Raw genomic sequence first — 26,173 nt, forward strand, 5'->3', positions numbered from 1 at the left:
GTCAGAGGTACTGCCCGGTGTTGGCCTCGGTGTCGATCGCCCGGTTGGTGCTGGCGTTCTTGCCGGTGACCAGTGTGCGGATGTAGACGATCCGCTCACCCTTCTTGCCCGAGATGCGCGCCCAGTCGTCCGGGTTGGTGGTGTTGGGCAGGTCCTCGTTCTCGGCGAACTCGTCGACGATGGAGTCGAAGAGGTGCTGAATACGCAGGCCGGACGTACCGGTGTCCAGCACCGACTTGATCGCGTACTTCTTGGAGCGGTCGACGATGTTCTGGATCATCGCGCCCGAGTTGAAGTCCTTGAAGTACAGGACCTCCTTGTCGCCGTTGGCGTAGGTGACCTCGAGGAACTTGTTGTCGTCGCTCTCGGCGTACATGCGCTCGACGACCTTCTCGATCATCGCGTGGATGCACGCAGCACGATCACCGCCGAACTCGCCCAGATCGTCGCTGTTGATCGGCAGGTTCTCGTCGAGGTACTTCGAGAAGATGTCGAGTGCGGACTCGGCGTCGGGACGCTCGATCTTGATCTTCACGTCCAGGCGACCGGGTCGAAGGATGGCCGGGTCGATCATGTCCTCACGGTTCGAGGCACCGATGACGATGACGTTCTCGAGCCCCTCGACGCCGTCGATCTCGGCGAGGAGCTGCGGGACGACCGTGGTCTCGACGTCGGAGGAGACGCCCGAACCACGTGTGCGGAAGATCGAGTCCATCTCGTCGAAGAACACGATGACCGGGGTGCCTTCCGACGCCTTCTCCCGAGCCCGCTGGAAGATGAGTCGGATGTGCCGCTCCGTCTCGCCGACGAACTTGTTGAGCAGTTCGGGGCCCTTGATGTTGAGGAAGAACGACTTCGCTTCCTTCGCGTCCTCGCCCTTCGCCTCGGCGATCTTCTTCGCCAGGGAGTTGGCGACGGCCTTGGCGATCAGCGTCTTGCCGCAGCCGGGAGGACCGTAGAGCAGAACACCCTTCGGCGGACGCAGCGAGTACTCGCGGAAGAGATCCTTGTGCAGGAACGGCAGTTCGACCGCGTCGCGGATCTGCTCGATCTGGCGCCCGAGACCACCGATGTCCTCGTAGCCCACGTCCGGGACCTCTTCCAGGACCAGGTCCTCCACCTCGGCCTTGGGGATGCGCTCGAAGGCGTACCCGGCCTTGGTGTCCACGAGCAACGAGTCGCCGGGGCGCAGTCGGCGCGACGGGCCGTCCGGGTCCTCGGGGGTCTCGTCGTCCGCCATCTCCTGCAGCGGCGTGGCCAGCCACACCACACGCTCCTCGTCGGCGTGTCCGACGACCAGCGCCCGTCGACCGTCGTCGAGAATCTCGCGCAGCGAACTGATCTCACCGACACGTTCGAACTCGCAGGCCTCCACAATGGTGAGGGCCTCGTTCAGCCGCACCGTCTGGCCGGGCCGCAGTTCGGCGACCTCGACGTTGGGAGAGCACCCCAGGCGCATCTTGCGGCCGGAGGTGAACACGTCGACGGTGTCGTCGTCGTACTTGTGGACGAGAACGCCGTAACCGCTGGGGGGCGCGCCGAGCCGGTCGACCTCCTCGCGCAGGGCGATGAGCTGCTGCCGCGCTTCCTTCAACGTCTCCATGAGCTTGGTGTTGCGCGTGGTCAGCGAATCCACTCGCGATTCGAGGTCACGGGTGTCGCTCGTGGCACCTGCACCGGAACCGGCACGGGCATTGTCCAGTTGGCGGCGGAGCACGGTGGCCTCCGCACGTACGGCGTCGAGTTCGGCGATCAAGGCGGCCTGATCCGAGGCTTCTTCTCGGTTCCTGCCGGCATCTCGATTCGAGTTGTCTGTAGGGCTCATGTAGGACACCTCTCTAAGCGATTCATCAACGCTACCGGGCGAATCGCAAGTGTGTGCGCCGTCCGTTCGGGAGGTATTCGGCACCGGACCGTCGTTCGATGCGTCCGTACTGCTCAGGGGAGGTGTGTGGAACCGGACGCATCCGCCGCCGGTGGCGTCGCGGGCGGGGTCTTTCCGGCGCGTCGCTGCGGCTTCGGGGTCACCGTGCCCTCGGCGAGGCGTCGGGCGCTGACCAGGAATGCCGTGTGGCCCTGCATGCGGTGCTCGGGTCGCACCGCGAGTCCGACGACGTGCCAGCCGCGCACGATCGACTCCCACGACCGGGGCTCGGTCCAGCACTCCTGTTCGCGCAGCGCCTCGACCACCTTGGACAGCTGGGTCACCGTCGCGACGTAGACGATGAGCACCCCGCCGGGCACCAGCGCGTTCGCCACGGCGGGCAGCGTGTCCCAGGGTGCGAGCATGTCGAGAACGATGCGGTCGACCATGCCGCCGTGCTTCGCCACGTCGAACGACGCGAGGTCGTCGATGACCAGATCCCAGTTGGCGGGGCGCTCGCCGAAGAACTGCTCGACGTTGCGCACGGCGTGCACCGCATGGTCGTCGCGGACCTCGTACGAGATGACCTTCCCCTCGGGTCCCACCGCGCGGAGCAGCGAACAGGTCAGGGCGCCCGACCCCGCGCCGGCCTCGAGCACACGCGCGCCGGGGAACACGTCGCCCTCGTGCACGATCTGAGCGGCGTCCTTGGGGTAGATCACCTGGGCGCCGCGAGGCATCGAGAGCACGTAGTCGACCAGCAGCGGGCGCAGGGCCAGATAAGGCGTGTGGTTGGTCGAGGTGACCACGCTGCCCTCGTCGACGCCGATCAACGCGTCGTGCTCGATGCCGCCGCGGTGCGTGTGGAACTGCTTCCCGGCCTCCAGGATCACCGTGTAGTGCCGCCCCTTGGCGTCGGTGAGCTGCACGCGATCGCCCACCCGAAACGGCCCGCTCGGTCGAGTGACGCGGTCCGGGGCGGTGTCACTCGTGTCCGACTGCGTCGCGTCGGTGTGCGCCGGGGTCTTCTCGGCCTGTGCCGCGTCGTTCTCGGTTGGCTCCACGCCGTCGGGCCTCGTTTCGTGCTCGTGCTGGGTCGGTGCTCGTCGTCGCGACGCGCCGGGGGAACTCTATGGGAGGTCACCGATCCTGTCGGTGGCCGGGCTTAGTCTCGGCGGGTGAGTATCGCGATCGAGCACCCGAGCCCCTCGCCCGGATCCGCGGATTCGGCCCGACCGCGGCGCCGCCCGGCGCTGTCACCGTCGCGCGCCGCCGATTACAAGCAGTGTCCGCTGCTGTATCGCTACCGGGCCATCGACCGCATCGAGGCCCCGCCCAGCAGGGCCCAGTTGCGTGGCACCCTGGTGCATTCCGCGCTGGAGCACCTCTACGGCCTGCCCGCCGCGGACCGCGGATCGGACCGCGCGATCGCGCTCCTCGAGCAGGCGTGGTCGGCGATGCTGGACGAACACGAGTTCGCCGCCGACACCGTGGCGGAGGACGAACGAGAGAAGTTCGTGGCCGAGGCCCGTGCGCTGGTCGATGCGTACTACACCCTCGAGGACCCCACCCGGTTCGATCCGGAGTCGTGCGAACAATTGGTGGAGACCGAGATCGCGGACGGCGTGCTGCTGCGCGGTTACATCGACCGCATCGACGTCGCGCCCACCGGGCAGGTTCGTGTCGTCGACTACAAGACGGGCAAGGCGCCGCGGCAGATCGCGGAGGGCAAGGCCCTGTTCCAGATGAAGTTCTACGCGTTGGTGCTCCTGCGGACGCGCGGGATCGTGGCGTCGCAGCTTCGCCTGCTGTTCCTCGCGGACGGGCAGGTGCTCACCTACTCCCCGGACGAGGACGAGCTCGATCGATTCGAGCGCACGCTGGTCGCGATCTGGAGTGCCATCCGTACCGCGGGTGTGTCGGGTGATTTCCGGCCCAAGCCGAGCAAATTGTGCGGGTGGTGTGACTATCAGGCACTGTGCCCCAGCTTCGGCGGCACTCCCCCGGCCTATCCTGGTTGGCCCTCCGAGACGCCCGAACCGGCGGTGTCCGCACCGGCGGCTTCGGAGCCCGCGTCGTGACCGAGACCGATTCCGGCGCAGCTCTGTTCGTTCCGATCGCCGCGTTGCGGGAGGGCTACGAACGCTTCCTGGCAACCCGATACACCGTGAGTGTGTGGGCCGAGACGATGCAGCACGGCGCCCCGCCCTCGGCGTTGCTCACCCGCGCGCTGGAGAACTGCGCGCCGCGGCCGGAGGCACGGCTTGCCCGGGTGACGATGGAGATCCTCGGTCCGGTCCCCGTGGCCGAGATCGAGGTGCGCGCATGGATCGAGCGGCCCGGTCGCCGCGTCGAGATGCTCGCGGCCGAGCTGGTCGCGCAGCGGCCGGACGGCACCGCGCGGACCGTCGCTCGGGCGACGGCGTGGCGCATCGCCACCTCGGACACGTCGGCGGTGGCCTTCGCGGCCGAGGCTCCGTTGGTTCCCGGGCCCGAGGACAGCGAGCCGGGCTGGGGTTTCGCCGCGGACTGGCACGGCGGGTACCTCGACGCGCTGGAGTTTCGCGGAGTCGTGCCCGTCGACCCGCAGGAAGGGACGGGCAGCCTCTGGACCCGCAGCCTCGTGCCGGTGGTGGCGGGTGAGACCCCGTCACCGATCACGCGGCTGTTCGGTGTCGCCGACATCGCGAACGGCGTCGGCGCCCGGCTCGATGCGAAGGACTGGACCTTCCTGAACACCGATCTGACGGTCGAGATTCTCCGGGAACCGGTGGGCGAATGGGTCGGCGTCCGAGCCCGAACGTCGATCGCGGCCGACGGGATCGGCCTGTGCGCGGCCACGTTGTACGACGCCGACGGCGCGGTCGGCCGCAGCTTCCAGACGCTCGAGGTCCGCGCGCGCTGACCCGGCGCTGCGTGGAAAGGGGCCGGGTCAGAAGGCCCGGCAGGACCGGATGTCGGACGCGAGAATGGCCTTCGCGCCGATATCGGCCAGTCGATCCATCACGGAGTTGTGGATCTTGCGCGGCACCATCGCCCGCACGGCGACCCAGTTCTCGTCCGCGAGCGGAGACAGCGTCGGCGATTCGAGGCCGGGAGTGATCTCGACGGCGGCGTCGAGAATGGACTTCGGGCAGTCGTAGTCCAGCATCAGGTACTGCTGCGCGAACACGACACCCTGGATGCGAGCGATCAACTGGTTGCGAGCGCGGTCGTCCGAAGGTGCGCCCGCCCGCTCCACCAGGACCCCCTCGGAATCGCACAGCGACTCTCCGAAGGCCACCAGATCGTGTTGGCGCAGAGTGCGTCCCGAGCCCACCACGTCGGCGATCGCGTCGGCCACGCCGAGCTGGATCGAGATCTCCACGGCGCCGTCGAGGCGAATGACCGTGGCCTCGAGCCCGCGCGCGGCGAGGTCGGCGCGCACGAGGTTGGGGTACGAGGTCGCGATTCGCAAGCCGTTCAGGTCCTCCGGCGTCCACTCCCGACCCGCCGGGGCGGCGTACCGGAAGCTGCTGCGACCGAAGCCCAGCGCCAGTCGCTCGGCGACCGGGGCGCCGGAATCGAGCGCCAGATCCCGGCCGGTAATTCCGAGATCGAGCTCACCGGACCCGACGTAGATCGCGATGTCCTTGGGGCGGAGGAAGAAGAACTCGACGTTGTTGGCGTTGTCGAGGACGGTGAGGTCGCGCGAGTCGGTGCGACGCCGGTATCCGGCTTCGCTCAAGATCTCGCCGGCGAGTTCGGAGAGGGAACCTTTGTTGGGAACGGCAACGCGAAGCATGGGGACATCCTGATGGTTCGTGAACGGGAAGTTCGAGGGCGGGGTGACGGCATCCGAGTGTTCGAGAGTGAGCGGGCCGCTCAGAGATGTCGGTAGACGTCCTCGAGACCGATGTTGCGTCCCACCATCAGCACCTGGACCCAGTACAGAAGCTGGGAGATCTCCTCGGCGAGGGCCTCGTCGCTCTCGTGCTCGGCGGCGATCCACACCTCGCCCGCCTCCTCGAGGATCTTCTTGCCCTGCTGATGGACACCGGCGTCGAGCGCAGCGACGGTGCCCGAACCCTCCGGGCGAGTCACGGCGCGGTCGCTGAGTTCGGCGAACAGGGATTCGAAGTTCTTCACAGACGAGGATTGTTCCACGGTGACGGTCGATCCTCCCCATCAGGCCGCAGGGCCGGTGGGGCGGTGCCGCTCAGTCGGACGGTCGCCGCACCGCGCCGCGTAGATCGTCGACGGTGAGGCCGACCAGGGACTCCCGCAGGGTACGACCGGGGCCGGACGGGACCGCGGTCTCCGACGGCACCACGATCACGCCGCACCCGGCGGCCACCGCAGCCATGGTTCCGGTGGGCGAATCCTCGACGGCCACACAGTGTCCGGGATCGACGCCGAGCAGTTCTGCGGCGCGCAGGTACGGATCGGGTGCCGGCTTGGCGTCGGCCACCTCGTCGCCGCACACGGTCGCGTCGAAGCGATCACGTCCGAGGGTGTCCAACGCCAGTTCGGTCAGGACTCGCTCGGTGTTCGTGACCAGTGCACACCGGGCGCCCGCGGCGCGCGCGGTGTCGAGCGCGTCCTGTGCACCCGGACGCCACGGCAGCCCCGCGGAGAACAGCTCGGTGACGCGGCTGTTGAGCCACCGTGCGGCCTCGTCCATCGCGTCCGGAGTGGCCTCGCGGCCGACGTGCGCGAAGATCTTGCGCAGCGAACCGCGCATCGAATTACCCAGGGTGCTCTCGCGTACCTCGGCCGTGAGCTCGCGACCCATCGACGCCGACAGCTCGTACACCGCGACGTCCCACAGTCGTTCGGAGTCCAACAGGGTGCCGTCCATGTCGAACAGCACGGCCCGAAGCGCGACCGCGGTGGTGCCCGTCGTGGGGGAATCAGACATTGAAGTACTTGGCCTCGGGGTGGTGGAGGACGAACGCATCCGTGGACTGTTCGGGATGCAGCTGCAACTCGTCGGACAGGTCGACCCCGATGCGCTGTGGTTCGAGCAACTTCACCAGTTTGATGCGGTCCTCGAGGTTGGGGCACGCGCCGTATCCGAACGAGTAGCGGGCCCCGCGATACTCGAGCTTGAAGAAGCCCTCGGCGTCGGTCGGGTCCTGCGCGGCCAACGAGCGGCCACCGGACAGGATCAGTTCCTCACGCACCCGGCGGTGCCAGTACTCGGCGAGCGCCTCGGTGAGCTGGACGCCGATACCGTGCACCTCCAGATAGTCCCGGTATGCGTCGGCGGCGAACAACGTGTTGGCGAAGTCCGCGATCGGCTGCCCCATCGTCACCAGATTCATCGGGAGTACGTCGACCTGCCCGGTCTCGTGGGCGAGTTTCCTCGACCGCACGAAGTCCGCGATGCACAGGAACCGGCCACGGTCCTGGCGGGGGAACGTGAAGCGGAATCGTTCTGCCGCGTCGGGTTCCGGACTCTCGAGGACGACGACGTCGTCGCCCTCGGACACGGCGGGGAAGTAGCCGTACACCAGCGCCGCGTGGGCGAGGATGCCGTCGGTGCTGAGTCGGTCCAGCCAGTACCGCAGGCGCGGGCGACCCTCGGTGTCCACGAGATCCTCGTACGACGGCCCCTCACCGGCCCGGGCACCACGCAGACCCCACTGACCGAGGAACAGAGCGCGCTCGTCGAGAAGGCCCGAGTACTCGGCCAACGAGACGCCCTTGACGATGCGCGTACCCCAGAACGGTGGCGCCGGAAGGTCCTTCTCCACGGCGACGTCCGAACGCTCGGGGATCTCGACCGGAGTTTCCTCGGCCTTGCGCTTCGCCGCGATTCGGCGTGACCGCTCGTGCCGCTCCTTGCGTTCGGCCGTCTTCTTCGCCGCCGCGAGCGCCTCCGGGCTGTCCGCGGCGGGCGCGACGCCGCGCTTGGTGTTCATGATGGTGTCCATCAGCGACAGGCCCTCGAACGCGTCCCGTGCGTAGGACACCTGGCCGTCGTAGACGTCCTGCAGATCGTTCTCGACGTACGACCGGGTGAGCGCGGCACCGCCGAGCATGACCGGGAACTTCTCGGCCACGCCCTTGGCGTTGAGCTCGAGCAGGTTCTCCTTCATCACGACGGTCGACTTCACGAGCAGCCCGGACATGCCGATCACGTCGGCCCGCTTGTCCACCGCGGCATCGAGAATTGCCGAGATGGGCTGCTTGATACCGAGATTGACGACCTCGTAGCCGTTGTTGCTGAGAATGATGTCGACGAGGTTCTTACCGATGTCGTGGACGTCGCCCTTGACGGTCGCGAGCACGATGCGGCCCTTGCCGTCCTCGTCCGACGCCTCCATGTGCGGCTCGAGCAGGGCCACCGCGGCCTTCATGACCTCGGCGGACTGCAGCACGAACGGCAACTGCATCTGACCGGAGCCGAACAGTTCGCCCACCGTCTTCATCCCCGACAGCAGCGTCTCGTTGATGATCTCGAGCGGCGGCTTGACCTCCATCGCTTCCTCGAGATCGTCGCCGAGCCCTTCGCGTTCACCGTCGACGATGCGGCGTTCGAGCCGATCGAACAGCGGCAGTCCGGCGAGCTCCTGCGCTCGCGACTCGCGCGCGGACGCGGCGGAGACGCCCTCGAACAACGCCATCAGTTTCTGCAGGGGGTCGTACCCCTCGGCGCGTCGGTCGTAGACCAGATCGAGTGCGGTCTCGCGCTGCTCGTCCGGAATCTTGTTCATCGGCAGAATCTTCGACGCGTGCACGATGGCCGTGTCCAGACCCGCCTCGGTGCATTCGTGCAGGAACACCGAGTTCAGCACCTGCCGCGCAGCGGGGTTCAGTCCGAACGAGATGTTCGAGATACCGAGAGTGAAGTGCACGTCGGGGTGGGACTCGTGGATCCGCCGGATCGCCTCGATGGTCTCGATGCCGTCCCGCCGCACTTCCTCCTGACCGGTGGAGATGGGGAACGTCAGGGTGTCGAGAATGATGTCGGACTCCGCCACCCCCCAGTTCTCGGTGATGTCGGTGATCAGTCGCTCGGCGATCCGCACCTTCCAGTCGGCGGTACGGGCCTGCCCCTCCTCGTCGATGGTCAGCGCCACCACGGCGGCACCGTGCTTCTTCACCAGCCGCATGATGCGTTGGAACCGCGAATCGGGTCCGTCGCCGTCCTCGTAGTTGACCGAGTTGACCGCACTGCGGCCACCGAGATGTTCGAGGCCCGCTTCCAGGACGTCGGGCTCGGTGGAGTCGAGCATGATCGGCAGCGTCGACGACGTCGCGAGTCGGGAGGCGAGCGCGGACATGTCCGCGGCGCCGTCACGGCCGACGTAATCGACGTTGAGGTCGAGCATGTGCGCGCCGTCGCGAGTCTGATCCTTCGCGATGTCGAGGCACTTCTGGTAGTCCTCGGCCAGCATCGCGTCGCGGAATGCCTTGGAGCCGTTGGAGTTGGTGCGCTCGCCGATCATGAGGATGCTGTTGTCCTGATCGAACGGGACCGCCGCGTACAGCGAGGACACGCCGTTCTCGGGCGCCGGGTTCCGCTGCTTGCGCGTCGCGCCGTGGACGGCGTCGGCCACCTGCCTGATGTGCTCCGGCGTCGTTCCGCAGCACCCGCCGACGAGGCCGAGCCCGAACTCGGACACGAAGCCGCTGAGCGCCTCGGCCAACTCCTCGGGTGTGAGGGGGTACTCGGCACCGGTGGGGCCGAGCTGAGGAAGGCCGGCGTTCGGCATCACCGAGATGGGCAGGTTGGAGTGCTTGCTGAGGTGGCGAAGGTGCTCGCTCATCTCGGCGGGACCCGTGGCGCAGTTGAGGCCGATGAGATCGATTCCCAGCGGCTCGATCGCGGTGAGCGCCGCGCCGATCTCGCTACCGAGCAGCATCGTGCCGGTGGTCTCGACGGTGACGTGCGTGATTATCGGGATGCGAATGCCGAGTTGTTCCATCGCGGCCTGGCTACCCAGGATCGCCGCCTTCACCTGGAGCAGGTCCTGGCAGGTCTCCACGAGGACCGCGTCGGCACCGCCGTCGATCATGCCCAGGGCGGCTTCCTGGTACGCGTCGCGGAGAGCCCGGAACGGTGCGTGCCCCAGGGTGGGCAGCTTGGTGCCGGGTCCCATGGATCCGAGGACGAAGCGACCCATGCCGTCGCGGCCGGTGCCCATCTCGTCGGCCACGTCGCGGGCGAGCTTGGTGCCCTTGTAGGACAGTTCGCGGATGCGGTCCTGGATGTCGTAGTCGGCGAGGTTGGGCAGGTTGCAGCCGAACGTGTTGGTCTCGACCGCGTCGGCGCCGGATTCGAAGTACGCCCGGTGAATGTCCTTCAGGACATCGGGACGGGTGTCGTTCAGGATCTCGTTGCAGCCCTCGAGGCCCAGGAAATCGTCCAGGGTCAGATCGGCGGCCTGCAACATCGTCCCCATGGCGCCGTCGCCGATGACAACGCGCTGAGAGAGCGCATCGAGGAGGCGGGAACGGAATTCGGCAGGCATGGCCACCAGCGTAGTGGTCGGGGTTCGCGACTCTGGTCGTAGGCTGGGTGGGTGAGTGAGTCGCAAACGCCCCGAGGCGAATCAGGTGTGACCCGGGACACGAACCAGCCGACCGGCGAGGTCGAGGTCCGGGAGTCCGGCGAGGTCGAGGCGGCGCAGTCCGACGACGTCGAGGTTGGGGAGTCCGACGACGCACTGCTGCCGACGCTGCGCAGCCCCGTACTCGTCGCGGCCTTCGAGGGTTGGAACGACGCGGGCGATGCCGCCAGCGGTGCCGTCGAGCATCTCGAACTCATCTGGGACGCCACCCCGCTGGCCGAACTCGATTCCGAGGACTACTACGACTACCAGGTCAATCGACCCACCGTCCGGCAGGTGGACGGGGTGACCCGAGAGATCGAGTGGCCGTCCACCCGACTGTCCGTGTGCTCCCCTCCCGGCAGCGAGCGCGACGTGGTTCTGCTGCGGGGCATCGAGCCCAACATGCGGTGGCGCAGTTTCTGCGACGACCTGCTCGAATTCGTCGACCAACTCGGCGTGGACACGGTGGTCATTCTCGGCGCGCTGCTCGCGGACACCCCGCACACCCGTCCGGTTCCCGTCACCGGCACGGCGTACAGCATGGAGTCGGCCGAGCAGTTCAATCTCGAGCAGACCCGGTACGAGGGCCCGACGGGAATCACCGGCGTGCTGCAGGACGAGTGTGTGAAAGCGGGCATTCCGGCGGTCTCCCTCTGGGCCGCCGTCCCGCACTACGTGTCACAGCCGCCGAACCCCAAGGCGACGGTCGCTCTCCTCCAGCGCGTCGAGGACATCCTCGACATCGAGGTTCCGCTGGGCGAGCTCCCCGGCCAGGCCGAGGACTGGGAGGAATCGGTCACCGAGATGACCGCGGACGACGAGGAAATCGCGGAGTACGTCCGCTCTCTCGAAGAGCGGGGCGACGCCGAGGTCGACATGACCGAGGCGGTCTCGAAGGTCGACGGAGACGCACTCGCGGCGGAGTTCGAGCGTTACCTTCGGCGGCGGGGACCGGGAAACTTCGGGCTGTGAGCGGTTCTCGATCCCCCGCTCGATCGTGAGCGCGGACGTCCCCGGGCGTCTGGCGAGGCTCAGGGTCGGCGCGCTCTACGCGGGCGGATTCCTGGGTCCCTTCGGTGGCGGCGTCGTCGCGTCGATGCTGCCCGAGATGGGCGCCGATCTGTCCGTGACCACCGGATCGGCCGCGACTTCGCTGACGGCGTACCTGCTCCCGTTCGCGGCCGCGATGCTGGCGTCGGGAACGCTCGGTGCTCGATGGGGACGCGAGCGGACGGTGGCCTGGGCGTACGTGCTGTACGCCGTCGCCTCGCTGGCCTGCTTCGCCGCGCCCACCCTGGAACTGTTGCTCGGGGCGCGGGCTCTGCAGGGTGTCGCCAACGCCTTCACCACTCCCCTGCTGCTCGCCGCGTTGGCAGCGGTGACCCCTCGCGCACGTCTCGGCCGGGCCCTGGGCACGTTCGGAGCGCTCCAGGCCGCAGGACAGACGAGCGCACCGCTGGTGGGTGGCCTCGCGGCCGAATTCGATTGGCGTTACGCCTTCCTCGTGCTGACCGGGGTGTCGCTCGTTCTTCTGGCCGTCGGCCTTCCCGCGGCGGACGACACGGTCGACGCACACGCCCCCCGGGAGCGGCTGCGTGATGCGCTGAGCGTGCCCGTCCTTCGGGTCGCCGTCGTCGCGCTGCTGGGGTGGGGCGCACTCGGTGGGTTGAACTTCCTGGTCGCCTTCCGCGCCGAGGACACCTTCGGACTCACCGCCGGTCAGCGCGGGTTGCTGCTCACCGTGTTCGGCATCGCCGGAATCTTCGCCGCTCGTCCGGTGGGCACACTCATCGACCGCCTGGGCGCGCGTCGCTCGGTACTCATCGGCGCCCCGGCGGGTGCGGTGCTGGTGGCGCTCGCCGGGACGGTCGACGTGCTCCTGGTGGTGGCCGTCGTGTGGGCCATGGCCGGGGTCGCGTCGCAATTCGTCCTCGTCGGCGTCAACGCCGCCATTCTGGGTTCCGGCGGTGCGAATCGCGGCGGCGCGGTGTCGGTGGTGCAATCCTTCCGGTTCGGTGGGGCCGCCCTGGCGCCCTTGGCGTTGACTCCGCTGTACGCGCTGCATCCCCACGTCGCGTTCCTTATCCCGGCGATCCTGCTCGGAATCCTCGCTCCGCTGGCCATGCCCGGACGACGGAAGTGACGCGCGGGGCAGCTGACATCGGAGCACGCCGGCTCGAGAGGTATTCCTGACCTCGCCGTAACGTCGGCGCAGTCGCCCGGCAACTCCCGACCCGCACAGTCGTCTTCCATGGCCAGTACTCCGAAGTTCATCCAGGGCGTCTTCCCCTTCACCGGCAGCGGTCTGAGCAAGCCGGAGTCGGTGGACCCGAGCGCGTCCTACGTCGTCCCCTCCGGACTGACCGCGCAACCGCTGTACTTCCGTGGTGGCAATTCGTCCGCCGAACTGGTGGTGGTCACCCTCACCCGAGACGGCGAATCGATGCGCGTGTTTCCGATGGGTGCCAGATCGAGCGTCAACGTCCCCCTGCGGGTGGTCGAGGACGTCGAGTCGGATTCGGTGTTGCAGCTGACCGTCGCCGCTCCGGACGGCTGCAGCGGCGAGATCGTCGTCGACTTCGGGATGATGATCTTCTGATGCCCCGGCAGCGATTGCTGGTGATCGGCAACGGCATGGCGGGGGCGCGCACGGTCGAGGAGATATTTCAGCGCGGCGGCGCGGACCTGTTCGACGTGACCATGATCGGCGACGAACCCTACGGCAACTACAACCGCATCATGCTCTCCCACGTGCTGTCCGGCGAGAGCTCCGTCGACGACGACGACCTCATGCTGAACCCGATGGCCTGGTACCGGGACAACGGCGTGACGTTGCATGTCGGCGACCGAGCGGTGGCGCTCGATCGGTTCGCGAAGACGGTCACCTGCGAGAGCGGCCGCGTCGTGGAGTTCGACACGGTGATCGTGGCGACGGGCAGCACCACGTTCTTTCCGAACATGGACGGTCTTCGCGAGCCGGACGGGCGACTCGCCCGCGGAGTCTTCGGATTCCGCACCATCGAGGACACCAACGGGATGCTGCAGATGGCGGCGTCCAGGGACGGGGTACGAGCCGTCGTCATCGGCGGAGGCCTGCTCGGTCTCGAAGCGGCCTACGGTCTGCGCACCCGAGGAATCGACGTCGACGTGGTGCACTCCCCCGGCCACCTGATGAACCAACAACTCGACGAGCGCGGGGGCCGGTTGTTGCGGAACAAGATCGAGGAACTCGGGGTCGGCGTGCACACGTCGAAGCGCACGACGACGGTGGAGCGAGACGATGCCGGTGTGGTGACCGGCGTCGGATTCGCCGACGGAACCACCCTGGCGGCCGACATGATTGTCGTGACCGCCGGTATCCGGCCGAACGTCGACCTGGCGCGACGAGGTGGACTGGTGGTCGAACGCGGCATCGTCGTGGACGATCAGATGCGCTGCGAGGACGAGGGTTCGGTGTTCGCGGTCGGTGAGTGCTGCCAGCACCGCGGAGAGGTCTACGGGCTCGTGGCTCCGCTGTGGGAGCAGGCCGGCGTGCTGGCGGACGTGCTGACCGGCGCGAATCCGGCTGCGGCGTACCACGGTTCGCGGTCGACCACCAAGCTCAAGGTCGCCGGCGTCGACGTCGCGGCGATGGGTGTCAAAGGACCCGAGCGCGAGACCGACGAGTTCGTCCAGTTCTACGAACCCCGGAGCGGAACGTACAAGTCGGTCGTGGTGCGCGACAACAAGCTCATCGGGGCCATGCTGCTCGGCGACATCAGCAAGGTGGCCTTTCTCACGCAGGCCTTCGACGAGAAGGTCCCCCTCCCGGACGAGCGCATCGGCATGCTCTTCGATCTCGGAACCCCGACGGCCGCAACGGGAGCCGCAGAACTGGCCGACGAGGCGCAGGTGTGCAACTGCAACGGCGTCACCAAGGGCGACATCGTGGCGTGCGTGCACGGTGGCGCCACCACCCTCTCCGACGTCGTGGCGAAAACCCGAGCCGGCAAGGGGTGCGGCTCGTGCAAGGGTCTCGTCGCGGACGTCGTGGCGTGCGCCGCGGGGGGTGCGTTGCAGGCCGATCCCGCGGCCGACTGGTACGTCCCGAGCATTCCCCTGACCAAGCCCGAACTCATCGCCGCGATCAGGGAGAAGGATCTGCGGTCGGTGTCCCACGTCATCGCCGAACTCGCCACGGACGGTGTCGAGGACGCGGCGTCGAAGATGCCGCTCGCGTCGCTGTTGCGCGTCGTGTGGGGTCCGGACTGGGTGGACGAGCGCGGTGCGCTGTTCATCAACGATCGCGTGCACGCGAACATCCAGCGCGACGGCACCTTCTCGGTGGTCCCGCAGATGAAGGGAGGCGTCACCACCCCCGATCAGCTGCGACGCATCGCGGACGTCGCCGACAAGTACTCCGTCCCCCTGGTCAAGGTCACCGGCGGTCAGCGCATCGACCTGCTCGGCATCAAGAAGGAGGACCTGCCCGAGGTGTGGGGAGACCTCGACATGCCCTCCGGATTCGCCTACGGAAAGTCCATGCGCACCGTCAAGACCTGTGTCGGATCGGACTTCTGCCGCTTCGGACTGGGTGACTCGACCGCCCTCGGTATCGCGCTGGAAGAGCGCTTCCAGGGACTGGAGACCCCGGCGAAACTCAAGCTCGCCGTGGCCGGATGCCCCCGGAACTGCTCCGAGGCGCTGTGCAAGGACTTCGGTGTCGTCGCCGTCGGAGACGGCAGGTGGGAGATCTACGTCGGCGGCGCGGCCGGAGCCCACATCCGCAAGGGGGACGTCTTGGCGACGGTCGGCTCCCCTGAGGAGGTGATCACCGTGGCCGGCCGATTCATCCAGTTCTACCGCGAGGAGGCGAAGTGGCTCGAGCGGACCTACGCGTTCGTGCCCCGGCTGGGTCTCGACGAGCTGATCGCGATCCTGATCGACGATCGGGACGGCGTCGTCGCCGGCCTCGACGAGCGACTGCAGACCGCCGTGGACGGATACGTCGATCCGTGGAAGGAACGAGCCGCACCGAAGTCACCCGCGCAGTTCCAACCATCGCTGCCGCTACTGCCCCTCCCGATCGTGCCCGTACGTCCCGGCCTCCCCGCCCCCACCCGACCGGCCTCCGGCCTCCCCGCCCCCACCCGACCGGCCTCCGGCCTCCCCGCCCCCACCCGACCGGCCTCCGGCCTTCCCGCCTCATGACGGCCGCGACCGCCGTGACCGTCGGGCCCGTCACCGACCTCACCCCGGGCGAGGGGCGCACCTACGTGGTCGGCGACCGACAGATCGCGGTGTTCCTGCTCACCGACGGGTCGGTCCGCGCTCTCGACGCCCAGTGCCCGCACCGCGGCGGACCACTCGCGGACGGGCAGGTCGACCGACGCGTGGTGGTGTGCCCTCTGCACCAGTACGCCTTCTCGCTCGCGACGGGCGCCTGCACCACCGAGGGCATCGGAAGCGTGCGAACCTACCCGGCGGACATCGTCGACGGGAGCCTCGTTCTCGACGTCGGCTGACGGCCTCGACGGCTCTCGGCCGGCGGGGTATCGGGCCCTGAGATTCGGGGCCCGGGGTTCGCACCGCCTACCCTGTCCCAGTGTCTTCCTCCGCCGAGCAGTTCGTCGCCGACGATCGGCTGAGGCTGTTCTCGTTCGCCACCGCCGAGAAGCGGTCGGACTACCTGCGTGTTCTGCGGGCCTTCGAGCAGGCACGAACCGGCTACGTCGTCCTGCTGCACGCCGGGGAGGTCGCCGAGCTCGTCTCCCGAATGGACGACGACGCGGATCTCACGCGTCACGAGATCGCGCCCCTGCTCGAGCAGCTCCACCTGTGGGGGGTGCTCGAGCGCAGTTACGACGGCACGCGGGCGGCGACCCTGGCCGAGTACCGCAACCGGCACTACGTCTACCAGTTCGCGCAGATCGGGTACCAGGCGTACCGAGCGGTGGAGGACGTGCTGGCCGCCAGGCCGGAGGACTCGGCTCTCTCGCGACTGGTGCTGCCCGAGCTGCTCGCCGACCTGAACGACCTCGCGGCGGCTCACACGGCCGGCGACGGCGAACTGGTGTTCCGCAAACTGAGTCGACTCGACACGACGTTGTCCGAGATGGCCACTCGGGCCGCACATTTCTACCTTTCGCTCGGCGATCTCGTCCGCACCACCGAGGTCACCCCCGAGGCGTTCCTCGCCCACAAGGACGCTCTTCTCGCCCACATGCGCGAGTTCAGCGTCGACCTCGCGCGTTTCGCGCCCAAGCTCGCCGACGCCATCACGGCGGTCGAGGCGACCGGACTGGACGCGTTGCTGGACAAGGCCGCGCTGCACGACGAACGAGTGTTCATGGCGCTGCACGAACGTCGCGAAGACTGGCGGACGCGCTGGGACGGACTCGCGAAATGGTTCCGGGTGGCCGAGACGGAGACCGCCGGAGAGACGGAGGCCGATCGACTTCGTGAGGGCACCATGAGCGCGATCGCCGCCGTCCTGTCGTTGCTACGCCGCGTGACGGAGACCCGTCGGGGCGGGGTGAGCCGGGAATCGCAGCTGCGGCACCTCGCGGGCTGGTTCGCGGCCGCGCCGTCCGAGGACGCCGCCCACGCGCTGTTCGGTGCCACCTTCGGACTCGGTCGACCGCGACATCTGTCCATGGCGCACCCCGACGCGGAGATCGTCCCGACGCATCGATCCTGGTGGGAGGCACCCCCCATCGAGATTTCGCGGACCCTCGCCGAGACGGGTCGTCCGCCGGCCGCCGGGGCGCCCGCGCGAGTGCAGCGGAACGACGCGAGCGTGCGCCGACTCCGCGAACGACAACTCGACGAACAACGGCGACGGGCCGCGGCGGCGGCATCGTTGGCGGACGGCGACGTGTACGAACGCGTGCTCACCGACGAGGAGACCGAGGTGTTGCTGCGGCTGCTGACGACAGCGCTCTCCGCGCGCGTCCCGACGGTGGGCCGCGTGACCGATTCGTCCGCCACCGATTCCGGCGTCACACTCGTCGTCTCGGACGGTGCCGGATATTCGGCCGTGCGCACCAGTCGTGGGGTGCTCCACCTCGGCGATCAACGGTTGCGGGTCGAGTCGCCCGCGAGAACGGGTGATCGACGATGAGGGCGCGGTCCGTCCCGGGGCTGGCCATCGACTCCTATCAGCGCGCCGCGCGAGTGGTGCTGTCGAATCACCTGGTGACCCGGACGTATCCGGATCGCGTTGCGCTGCCCTTGATCCGGCGTTGGGCCACAGAATTGCGCGAAGACATGCTCGAACTGTTCGGCTACCGGCTCGAGGTCACCGAGACCACGGCTCGCCTGTACCCGGTTCTCGACCGGCTCGATCCCACGCAACCGGCACGTACCGGAACGGACCGCGTGTTCGACCGTCGCCGGTACGCTCTGCTCGCGCTGGTGCTCGCCGCGCTGGGCCGTGCCGGTGACCAGATCACGCTGTCGGAACTGGCGGATCACGCTGCTGCCGAGGCATCTCAGGTGGTGGGGATCGACTTCGACCCCGAGCGCTCCTCGGATCGCGACGCCTTCGTCGACGCCGTCGGATGGCTGTCCGTTCGTGGAGCGATCACCCTGGCGGACGGGGACGCGGGTGGCTGGGCGACCAATCCCGATGCGGGCGAGGCGCTCTACGACATCGACCGGTCCGTGGTGACGGCGTTGTTCCGCCCACCGCGGGCTCTCCAGCACCTCTCCACCGCGGCCGGTCTGTTGACGCCCCCGTCCGACGACGGGGTGGACGCGGCGCGTCGGGCTCGGCGAGCGTTGGTGGAACAGCCTGTGGTGTACACCGATTCGGGTCTGCTGTCGACGCTCACCGACCGTGCGATCGACGACGTGTGTCTCGTGACGGGCCTGGCGGTGGAGCGTCGCGCGGAGGGTGTGGCTCTGATCGACACCTCGGGTCGACTGTCCGACACGCGCTTTCCGTCCACCGGCACGGTGGCCCAGGTGGCACTGCTGCTGGCCGGTGAGATCGCCGACCGTGTTCTCGACCCCGATGCGATCGACGCGGTGGACTGCACCGTCGACACCGACCCCACGCCCTCCCTCGTGGCGGCGCTGGACGGTGCGATACCAGAGGGCGGGGTATTCCGAAACCTGTTGGACGACAGCGTTGTCGCCGAAGATTCCGAGCTCGACGACGCCTCCGGGGTCGGCGTGGACGGCACGGCTTCGCGAGGCGAGCCGGTCCGCCACCGCCTGATTCCGGACTCGTGGATCGCCACCACCGTCGACTCTCTCGTGGACACCTACGGGCGGACGTTCGCAGCCCAGTGGCAGTCCGACCGCGTGGGGATACGTGATGCCGCGGTCGATCTGCTCGCCCGACTCTCCCTGGTCGCGCCCGTCGCCGGCGGTGTCGCTGCGCTACCCGCGCTGGCGCGGTACCGAGGCGTCGTCGTCACGGTGCGAGAGCGCGCCGCTGTTCCGGACCTGTTCGAGGAGTGAGGAAGTCATGACCCGCAGCACCCGTTTCCGTCCCATCAGGGCGGGCATCGTCAACCTGTGGGACTACCGCGACCAGGAGTTCTCCTTCGCCGACGGGCGACTGGTCCTACGCGGACCGAACGGTTCCGGGAAGACCAAGGCCCTCGAGGTTCTGTTCCCGTTCGTCCTCGACGGCCGCATCGAGCCGCGGCGACTCAATCCCTTCGCCGGTGAAGAGCGCACGATGAAGTCGAATCTGCTCTACCGGGGCCAGGATTCGGCGCACTCGTACGTGTGGATGGAGTTCGGTCGAGGTGACCGGGACGACCCCGAGTCCGTGACGGTCGGCATCGGCATGCGGGCGACTCGCTCGTCGGACAAGGTCACCCGGTGGTATTTCGTCGCCGACGGACGGGTGGGAGTCGATTTCTCGCTGCTCGGCCCGGACGATCGGCCGTTGACCAAGAAGCAACTGGCGGAACAACTCGGCACCGACGCCATCGTCGACCGCCCCATCGACTACCGAGCCGCGATCGACGCCCGGCTGTTCGGACTCGGCGCCGAACGCTACGACCAGCTCATCAATCTCATCCTGACCCTGCGGCGACCGCAGCTCGCGAAGAACTTGGACCCCAAGGGACTCTCGCGCGCCCTCTCGGACGGCTTGCGGCCCCTCGACGAGCATCTCGTGCTCGACGCGGCGCGATCGTTCAGCGACATGGAGGAAGTCGGGCGCGCCCTGGACGGGCTGGTGCAGGCCGACCGCGCCGCCAAGACCTTCGTCGGCGTCTATTCGCGCTATCTCGCCGTGCAGGCCAAGACGGACATCGAGCGCGTCACGCGGCGACTGACGTCGGTGGATCACGCCACGGTCGCTCTGTTCGCATCCCGGCAGTTACGTGAGCGCCGACGTGCGGAGCGAAGTGCCGCCGAGGAGCGGTTCGAGGCCGCCGAACGCGATCTCGACCTCGCCGTGACCGATCAGCAGACCCTCCAGCGGTCGACGGCCTACGAGGGGAAGCAGCAGCTCGACGACCTCGCCGACGCCGTTCGCAGGCTCGAGATCTCCACGCAACAGCAGGGGGAGAAAGCCCGCAAGGCCACCGAGGCCGTCGACGCGCGCACGCGAGAGTTCGACGACGCGACCGCGGACGCCCGCGACGCCAGGGCGACCATCTCGCGGGCCGAGGACGAGCTCGCGGCAGCCGCCGACGACGCGGGCATCGCCTGGACGGTGCTGCCCACCGATGCGCGCGTGAATCAGATCTCCGCAGCCGTTCGCGGCCACGCCGAGGAACGCGACTCCGACGTGCGCGCCGTGCGCGCGGCGGTTGCCGTCGTGGATCGCGCGGCTGTCGAGCGCACCCGCACGGAGCGATCCGCCGTGCGAGCTCGTGAACTCCACGACCGTGCCGTCGCGGCCGTGCACGAAGCCGAGACCGGTGCCGCGGCGGCGCGGGCCACCACCGCCGTTGCGCTCCGGTCGTGGTGGACCGAACACTCCGAACATCTACCCGTTCCCGGATTGTCCGACTCGCTCCACGCTGCGTTGGCCGGCATCGGCGAGGACGACGCACCGACACTGGGCGACGTGGTCGCCGAGGCCGTGCGCGAACCGCTCGACGAATTGCGTGCAGAACGCCAGGACGCGTCGCGTGATGCCGACGCCGCGCGGGTGCGAATCTCCGAGCTGACCGCGGAGCGGCGCACCGTCGCCGCCGAGCGGGACGACGCCCCGCCCGCCTTCGCGGCCAGGACCGGGGATCGGACCGGGCGGGGCGGGGCACCGCTGTGGCGCCTCGTTCGATTCGCCGACTCGGTGTCCGACGCGGACGCCGCCGGCCTCGAGGCCGCTCTCGCGGCGGCGAACGTGCTCGACGGCTGGGTGGCCGACACCGTCCCGCACGACGCGACGTCCGAGCTGTACCTCGTACCGAGCCCGACCCGTCCGGAGGGCCGCACACTCGCCGACGTTCTCGTGGTCGAGGACGATGTGCCCGTCGCTCCCGCCCTCGTGCGCGACATCCTCGCGTCCATCGAACTCGACGTGGACGCCGAGGTGTCCGTCGGCGTCGACGGCCGGTTCCGTCAGGGCGTCCAGCGAGGCGTGCACACGAAGGCCGCCGCCGAGTACATCGGAGCCACGGCGCGCGCTCGGCGTCGAGCGCACCGTCTGACCGAACTCGACGAGGCGACGGCGCAGCAGCAGCGCACGGTGGAAACCCTGATCGACCGTGGCGGCGAGATCGACGCTCGGATCGCCGCAATTCGTACCGCGATCGGTGCGCTCCCGCGAACGTCGGCCATCACCGCGGCTCTGCGCGCCGTGGTCGACGCAGCCGGTGCCCTCCGGTCGACGACCGACTCCGTCGCCGCCGCGAATCGCGATCTCGATCACGCCGTCGCCGAGCTCTCCACCGCCGAGCGCACGTTGCGCTCCGAGGCGATGGCACACCGAGCGCCGCATCGGCCTCGCGAGCTCGACGCTCTGGCCGCATCGATTCGACACTTCGAGAACATGGGGTCCGCGATCGTGCGACACCGTGCGGACGTCGATCGCGCGGCCGAACGCGAACGCGAGGCTGCGGGGCGGCTCGACGAGGCACGCGGCAACGCCGAGGAGTTCGCCGAGGAAGCGGCGATCGCGGAATCCGGATACGAGCAGCAGCTCGGGAAGCTGACGATGCTTCGCGAGTCGCTCGGCGCGAGTGCCGAACGGATCGACGCGGAACTCGCAACCGTGCGGACCCGCATCGAGGTGGGAAAGAAGGAGCAGACCGCCGCACGCAAGGCCGCGGCGAAGGCGGGCGAGGACATCGGTGAGGCCGAGGGCAGCCACCGGGCGGCGCTCGCGGAGCTGACCGCAGCACTCACCGAGACCATCTCCGACGCGAGTTCTCTCGCGCCCTACGCCCACCGCGATCTGCTCGCGGTGCTCGGCGCGTCACCCGACTGCACGTGGCCCGCGAGCGATGCGGCCTGGTCGACCGTGGACCAGTTGCTCTATCGCATCGAAGCGGCCGATGGACCCGATGACACCCCGCAGGTGCTGCCCGCGGAGGTACACCGCCTGTTCGACGAACTGAGCGCCGCGACGGAATCCGTCAAGGCCGGTGACGCCGCACGCAAGTCCACCCGGAGCGCGTTGACCGGTGCCCTCCAGGAATTCGACGCGCAGCTCGCCGCGTCGGGACAGGATTTCCGGCTGAGTTGGGACGCAGCGGACGGCGTCACGGTGGTTCGCGTGCAGGACGAGCAAGGGTACTCGACGGTCGCGGATTTCGCGGTGTCCATCGACGCCGCGCGACGCGATCAGGAAACGTTGCTCACCGACGCGGAGCGGCGCATCCTCGAGGACGCGCTGCTCACCGGGCTGGCGCAGCAGATCCACGAACGCACCGTCGATGCTCGGGAGCTGATCGCCATGATGGGGTCGGAGATGAAGGAACGGCGGATGTCCTCGGGCAGCACGATCGGCGTGCACTGGGTGCTCGCGGACGCGCTCGACGACGACGCCCGCGCGGTCTCGAAGCTGCTCGATCGAGATGCGTCGGCTCTGGGTCCGGACGATCTCGCCACCATGCGCGCCCACTTCGCCGCCCAGATCCGCAGCGCGCGCGCAGCGCACCCCGAGCGTTCCTATCCCGAGATCCTTTCCACCACGCTCGATTACCGGCAGTGGCGCGTGTTCTCGTTCTCCCTCATCGGCGGCGACGGCTCCGAGGAACGGCTCACCGTTGCTCGGCACAGCGCGTTGTCCGGCGGCGAGCAGTCGGTCTCGCTGCACCTCCCGCTGTTCGCGGCGGCGCACGTGATGTTGTCGTCGGCCGATCCGCACTCCCCCAGGTTGCTCGCCCTCGACGAGGCGTTCGCGGGCGTCGACGACAACGGTCGCAGCGAATTGTTGGGTCTCAGTGTGCAATTCGACCTGGACCTGTTCATGACCGGGTACGACCTGTGGATCACGTACGCCGGCGTACCCGGATGCGCGCACTACGATCTCGCGCACTCCACCGCCGAGAACACCGTCAGCGCAGCGCTTCTGGTGTGGGACGACGGCGAACTGCTCGCCGAGCACGACGGCACCGACCTCGCGGCGGCGCTGGGGTCACCGTTGCGCAGACGGGTGCCGACAGCCGCCGAGGGTGGACTCGACTTCACCTGACGGTGGTCGCCGGGTGCATTTCTGCTCCGATTTCGCTCGAATGTGGCGGGATCCCGCGCGCGGACGCGACGAAGGGAGCAGAAATGTCGTGTCATCGGCGGGCGTGCCGACGCCGACGGACTTCGGTGACGATCTCCGACGCCACCGCATCCGCATCGGCCAGCACGTCGTAGGCCGCGTATCTCAGCACCCGATACCCGGCGAGGACCAGCCGGTTCTGCCGCGCACGGTCACGGCGGAACACCTCCGGCTCGCTGTGGAATGCTCGGCCGTCGACCTCCACCACCAGCCGGGCGCCCTCGTCGTGGAAATCGACCACGTAGCTCCCGACCCGGGCATTGACCTGCATCCGCAGACCACGCGCGATCATTGCCCGGTCCAGCAGACGCTCGGGTTCCGAAGCGAACCCCACCGCGGCGCCGCGAAGTTGCTCGATCATGGCACGGTTACCCCGCCTGTTCGGAGACCGTGCGACGAGCATCCGAATACGGTCCGGGTCCATCTCCCACCCCAACCGTTCGTCGACGAGTCGTGCAGCGGCATCGGCGTCCATCACCGCGACACAATCGAGGAGCGCCTGTTCACGAGTCACGACGGGCAAACCGAGGACCTCGTCGCAGTCGTCGAGGCGTCGGCGGTGCAGAGTGAGCCAGGGCGGCGGTCGGTGTCGCGCTGCGGGTGCCACGGTTGCATCGACTCCCTCGGGTTCGTCGATCCAGCCGTACAGGCGCGCTGCGGTTCGGTGGCTGAGAACAGCGGTCGGTTGCCACAGAGTGACGGCGCGACACCTGTCCATCCACGACGGATCGGGTTGCGAGTACACGGCGGGCAGAATCCGGTGGAGTCGGCGGATGCCACCGACCGACACCCCGGAAGCCAGCAGCTGCGCACGCGTCATCACTCGGTCCATCGCCACGAAGCGAACTATGAGCCGTGTCGACGATGCGGCGTCGACACCGACCTGCGACGACGACAAACCTGTGGATGACCGGACTACCCGGGGACAACGACATTTTGCTCCCGTTCCGACCCGGTCGGGCGGGATCCCGCGCGCGGAGGCGACAAGGGGAGCAGAAATGTCGTCGGGGGCCCGAGCGACTCAGCGCAGCGAGACGCCCAGCAAGGCGTCGACCGCATCGGCCACGAGCCCCGGCGCGCCGGAGTCGCGGCCGCCGAGGGTCAGCGCGTCCCGCGCCCACGCGTCGATCGCGTCGAGCGCCTTGGCCGTGTCGAGGTCGTCCGCGAGGTGTTGGCGAACTCGGGCCACCGTGTCATCGGCGGACTGGGCCGCATCCAGGGCAACGGCCTTGCTCCACTGCGCGATCCGCTCCTGCGCGGTCGTGAGCACCTCGTCGGTCCAGGGGCGGTCCTGGCGGTAGTGGCCGGCGAAGAGCCCGAGCCGGATGGCGCCGGGATCCACACCCTCGGCCACCAGGTTGGACACGAGGACCAGATTGCCCAACGACTTCGACATCTTCTCGCCGTCCAGGCCGATCATGCCGGTGTGCACGTAATGCCGGGCGAATCGCTCCGCGCCGGTGATGGACTCGGCGTGCGCGGCGGAGAACTCGTGATGCGGGAAGATCAGGTCGCTGCCTCCACCCTGGATGTCGAACGCCGATCCGATGCGGTTCATCGCGATGGCCGCACACTCGATGTGCCAGCCCGGCCGTCCGGGTCCGAAGGGAGACGGCCACGACGGTTCGCCGGGGCGCTCGGCCTTCCAGACCAGGGCGTCGAGCGGATCGCGCTTGCCCGCGCGATCGGGATCGCCTCCGCGCTCGGCGAAGAACCGCTCCATCGTGGCGCGGTCGTAGCCCGACTCGTACCCGAACTGCTCGGTCGCGTCGACCCGGAAATAGACGTCGGGGTACTGCGCGTCGTCCACGACGTACGCGGCGCCGGACGCCACCAACTTCTCCACCAGTTCGACGACCTCGGACACGGACTCGACCGCACCGATGTAGTCCCGCGGAGGGATCACGCGCAGGTGCGTCATGTCGGAGCGGAAGAGGTCGGTCTCCCGGTTGCCCAGGCTCACCCAGTCCTCCCCGTCGCGGGCCGCGCGTTCGAACAGCGGATCGTCGACGTCGGTGACGTTCTGCACGTAGTGCACCTCGTGTCCGGCGTCCCGCAGGATGCGATTGACGAGATCGAACGCGAGGTAGGTCGCGGCGTGGCCGAGGTGGGTCGCGTCGTACGGGGTGATGCCGCAGACGTACATGGTGGCGATCGACCCGGGCGTCACCGGTCGCACCGCCCGATCGGCGGTGTCGAACAAGCGGAGCGGGGGGCCCTCGCCGGGAACTGTGGGGACGGCGACTTCGGACCAGGACTGCATGGCCCGCAGCCTATCCGGTGCCGGTCAGAACGCCGGCCACGGGATCGGCCGGTGCGAGTTGGGGGCCGGCATCACCGGCTCCGCCACCAGCACGGCCACCCGGACGGCGAGCGCGAGGATCTCGTCCTCGGTCAGGTGCGGCGCCAGCGTGTCCGCGAAGTCGCCCTCGAGGGCTTCTCCGAGGCGTTCGAGATCTGCGACCAGATCGGCGTCGATGGTCCGACCCGACCACCCCCACAGAACGGTCCGGAGCTTGTCCTCGGTGTGCATCGCGATGCCGTGATCGACCCCGTAGACGTTGCCGTCCAACCCTTCGAGCACGTGCCCGCCCTTGCGGTCGGCGTTGTTGATGACGACGTCCAGAACGGCCATTCGGCGTAACCGTGGGTCGTCCGCGTGAACCAACGCGACCTCGTCGCCGGCGTCGTCGTACGCCCGCAGGACCGGTATGTAGCGACTCGGCACCAGATCGGGACGACACAGGTCCACCAGATCGATACCCTCGCCTCGCTCGGGACGACGCTCGACGGTGTCGATCCATCGCTGAACCATCCCGGGGCCGAGTGGGCCGTCGCGCAACACGGTCGTCGGAATCACGCTCCACCCGAGAGCTTCCGACACCAGGTACGACGAGATCTCGCGCCCGGCGAGTGTGCCGTAGGGGAAGTCCCACAGAGGCTGCTCGCCACGCACCGGCTTGTAGACGCACCGGAGCGCGTCCTCCGCATCCGGACGCGGGATCTCGCACACCAGCGTTGCGTTGCTGGCCTGCATGACCCGGCCGACGATCGTCAGTTCACCGGTGGCGAGAAGGTCCGCGTCGCTCACCGCCG

Annotated in this window: 18 protein-coding genes and 1 pseudogene; 10 read left to right on the plus strand and 9 right to left on the minus strand. The window is 68.6% G+C overall.

The genetic code is table 11. From position 1 onward, the window contains the following. Position 1: 1 nt before the first annotated feature. Positions 2 to 1,825, minus strand: coding sequence for a proteasome ATPase (arc, locus tag ACY466_RS10935; RefSeq protein WP_463245432.1), 1,824 nt, complete (start codon positions 1,823 to 1,825; stop codon positions 2 to 4). Between the two features lie 113 nt (positions 1,826 to 1,938). Further along, positions 1,939 to 2,805 carry a tRNA (adenine-N1)-methyltransferase gene (locus ACY466_RS10940; RefSeq protein WP_463252227.1) on the minus strand — a complete coding sequence of 289 codons (867 nt, stop codon included), beginning with the start codon at positions 2,803 to 2,805 and terminating at the stop codon, positions 1,939 to 1,941. Positions 2,806 to 3,042: 237 nt separating this feature from the next. Between ACY466_RS10940 and ACY466_RS10945 the strand changes: the two genes are divergently transcribed. Both ACY466_RS10945 and ACY466_RS10950 read left to right on the plus strand, forming a co-directional pair. Then, a complete protein-coding gene (locus tag ACY466_RS10945; RefSeq protein WP_463245433.1) occupies positions 3,043 to 3,945 on the plus strand; it encodes a RecB family exonuclease in 903 nt (300 codons plus the stop codon). After that, the gene (locus ACY466_RS10950; protein WP_463245434.1) at positions 3,942 to 4,769 is read left to right on the plus strand and encodes a thioesterase family protein; all 828 of its coding nucleotides are present in this window, start codon (positions 3,942 to 3,944) and stop codon (positions 4,767 to 4,769) included. The genes ACY466_RS10945 and ACY466_RS10950 overlap by 4 nt, the downstream gene beginning before the upstream one ends. 27 nt (positions 4,770 to 4,796) lie before the next feature. On the opposite strand, the gene hisG is transcribed toward ACY466_RS10950, so the two are convergent. From hisG to metH, 4 genes are all read right to left on the minus strand, one after another. Next, positions 4,797 to 5,648 carry an ATP phosphoribosyltransferase gene (hisG, locus tag ACY466_RS10955; protein WP_463245435.1) on the minus strand — a complete coding sequence of 284 codons (852 nt, stop codon included), beginning with the start codon at positions 5,646 to 5,648 and terminating at the stop codon, positions 4,797 to 4,799. Between the two features lie 80 nt (positions 5,649 to 5,728). Then, the gene (locus tag ACY466_RS10960) at positions 5,729 to 5,992 is read right to left on the minus strand and encodes a phosphoribosyl-ATP diphosphatase (RefSeq protein ID WP_463245436.1); all 264 of its coding nucleotides are present in this window, start codon (positions 5,990 to 5,992) and stop codon (positions 5,729 to 5,731) included. 70 nt (positions 5,993 to 6,062) lie between these two features. After that, complete coding sequence (locus ACY466_RS10965; RefSeq protein WP_463245437.1) at positions 6,063 to 6,764, minus strand: HAD family hydrolase; 702 nt, start codon at positions 6,762 to 6,764, stop codon at positions 6,063 to 6,065. Beyond that, positions 6,757 to 10,326 carry a methionine synthase gene (metH, locus tag ACY466_RS10970; protein WP_463245438.1) on the minus strand — a complete coding sequence of 1,190 codons (3,570 nt, stop codon included), beginning with the start codon at positions 10,324 to 10,326 and terminating at the stop codon, positions 6,757 to 6,759. The genes ACY466_RS10965 and metH overlap by 8 nt, the downstream gene beginning before the upstream one ends. Before the next feature lie 195 nt (positions 10,327 to 10,521). On the opposite strand from metH, the gene ACY466_RS10975 reads away from it, so the two are divergent. The 8 genes and pseudogenes from ACY466_RS10975 (at position 10,522) to ACY466_RS11010 (ending at position 22,999) form a co-directional block, all read left to right on the plus strand. Beyond that, positions 10,522 to 11,379: a PAC2 family protein gene (locus ACY466_RS10975; protein ID WP_463252228.1), complete on the plus strand. Its 858-nt coding sequence runs from the start codon at positions 10,522 to 10,524 to the stop codon at positions 11,377 to 11,379. A 25-nt stretch (positions 11,380 to 11,404) separates the two neighbouring features. After that, positions 11,405 to 12,550 carry an MFS transporter gene (locus ACY466_RS10980; RefSeq protein ID WP_463245439.1) on the plus strand — a complete coding sequence of 382 codons (1,146 nt, stop codon included), beginning with the start codon at positions 11,405 to 11,407 and terminating at the stop codon, positions 12,548 to 12,550. Between the two features lie 108 nt (positions 12,551 to 12,658). Beyond that, the gene (locus ACY466_RS10985) at positions 12,659 to 13,006 is read left to right on the plus strand and encodes a molybdopterin oxidoreductase (protein ID WP_463245440.1); all 348 of its coding nucleotides are present in this window, start codon (positions 12,659 to 12,661) and stop codon (positions 13,004 to 13,006) included. Continuing rightward, a pseudogene (gene nirB / locus ACY466_RS10990) lies at positions 13,006 to 15,486 on the plus strand (nitrite reductase large subunit NirB); the annotation flags it as partial. The gene ACY466_RS10985 and the pseudogene nirB, both read left to right, overlap by 1 nt. Positions 15,487 to 15,593: 107 nt before the next feature. Further along, positions 15,594 to 15,911: a Rieske (2Fe-2S) protein gene (locus tag ACY466_RS10995; protein WP_463245441.1), complete on the plus strand. Its 318-nt coding sequence runs from the start codon at positions 15,594 to 15,596 to the stop codon at positions 15,909 to 15,911. 80 nt (positions 15,912 to 15,991) lie between these two features. Then, positions 15,992 to 17,509, plus strand: a complete 1,518-nt coding sequence (locus ACY466_RS11000) for a TIGR02677 family protein (RefSeq protein WP_463245442.1) — start codon at positions 15,992 to 15,994, stop codon at positions 17,507 to 17,509. Beyond that, positions 17,506 to 18,855 carry a TIGR02678 family protein gene (locus ACY466_RS11005; RefSeq protein ID WP_463245443.1) on the plus strand — a complete coding sequence of 450 codons (1,350 nt, stop codon included), beginning with the start codon at positions 17,506 to 17,508 and terminating at the stop codon, positions 18,853 to 18,855. The genes ACY466_RS11000 and ACY466_RS11005 overlap by 4 nt, the downstream gene beginning before the upstream one ends. 7 nt (positions 18,856 to 18,862) lie before the next feature. After that, complete coding sequence (locus ACY466_RS11010; RefSeq protein ID WP_463245444.1) at positions 18,863 to 22,999, plus strand: TIGR02680 family protein; 4,137 nt, start codon at positions 18,863 to 18,865, stop codon at positions 22,997 to 22,999. Positions 23,000 to 23,090: 91 nt separating this feature from the next. On the opposite strand, the gene ACY466_RS11015 is transcribed toward ACY466_RS11010, so the two are convergent. From ACY466_RS11015 to ACY466_RS11025, 3 genes are all read right to left on the minus strand, one after another. Next, positions 23,091 to 23,897 carry a DUF559 domain-containing protein gene (locus tag ACY466_RS11015; protein ID WP_463245445.1) on the minus strand — a complete coding sequence of 269 codons (807 nt, stop codon included), beginning with the start codon at positions 23,895 to 23,897 and terminating at the stop codon, positions 23,091 to 23,093. A 201-nt stretch (positions 23,898 to 24,098) separates the two neighbouring features. Next, positions 24,099 to 25,340 (minus strand): cysteine--1-D-myo-inosityl 2-amino-2-deoxy-alpha-D-glucopyranoside ligase, encoded by a 1,242-nt coding sequence (mshC, locus tag ACY466_RS11020; RefSeq protein ID WP_463245446.1) that lies wholly within the window; start codon positions 25,338 to 25,340, stop codon positions 24,099 to 24,101. Positions 25,341 to 25,364: 24 nt separating this feature from the next. Then, positions 25,365 to 26,168 carry an SCO1664 family protein gene (locus ACY466_RS11025; protein WP_463245447.1) on the minus strand — a complete coding sequence of 268 codons (804 nt, stop codon included), beginning with the start codon at positions 26,166 to 26,168 and terminating at the stop codon, positions 25,365 to 25,367. Positions 26,169 to 26,173 lie beyond the last annotated feature (5 nt).

It is taken from the genome of Rhodococcus sp. K11/5, from assembly GCF_055193735.1.

Coding starts and splice junctions, on each gene's coding strand:
- arc (WP_463245432.1), bottom strand. CDS start 1,825: ATGAGCCCTACAGACAACTCGAATCGAGATGCCGGCAGGAACCGAGAA.
- hisG (WP_463245435.1), bottom strand. CDS start 5,648: ATGCTTCGCGTTGCCGTTCCCAACAAAGGTTCCCTCTCCGAACTCGCC.
- ACY466_RS10965 (WP_463245437.1), bottom strand. CDS start 6,764: ATGTCTGATTCCCCCACGACGGGCACCACCGCGGTCGCGCTTCGGGCC.
- metH (WP_463245438.1), bottom strand. CDS start 10,326: ATGCCTGCCGAATTCCGTTCCCGCCTCCTCGATGCGCTCTCTCAGCGC.
- ACY466_RS10985 (WP_463245440.1), top strand. CDS start 12,659: ATGGCCAGTACTCCGAAGTTCATCCAGGGCGTCTTCCCCTTCACCGGC.
- ACY466_RS10995 (WP_463245441.1), top strand. CDS start 15,594: ATGACGGCCGCGACCGCCGTGACCGTCGGGCCCGTCACCGACCTCACC.
- ACY466_RS11005 (WP_463245443.1), top strand. CDS start 17,506: ATGAGGGCGCGGTCCGTCCCGGGGCTGGCCATCGACTCCTATCAGCGC.
- ACY466_RS11010 (WP_463245444.1), top strand. CDS start 18,863: ATGACCCGCAGCACCCGTTTCCGTCCCATCAGGGCGGGCATCGTCAAC.
- ACY466_RS11015 (WP_463245445.1), bottom strand. CDS start 23,897: ATGACGCGTGCGCAGCTGCTGGCTTCCGGGGTGTCGGTCGGTGGCATC.
- mshC (WP_463245446.1), bottom strand. CDS start 25,340: ATGCAGTCCTGGTCCGAAGTCGCCGTCCCCACAGTTCCCGGCGAGGGC.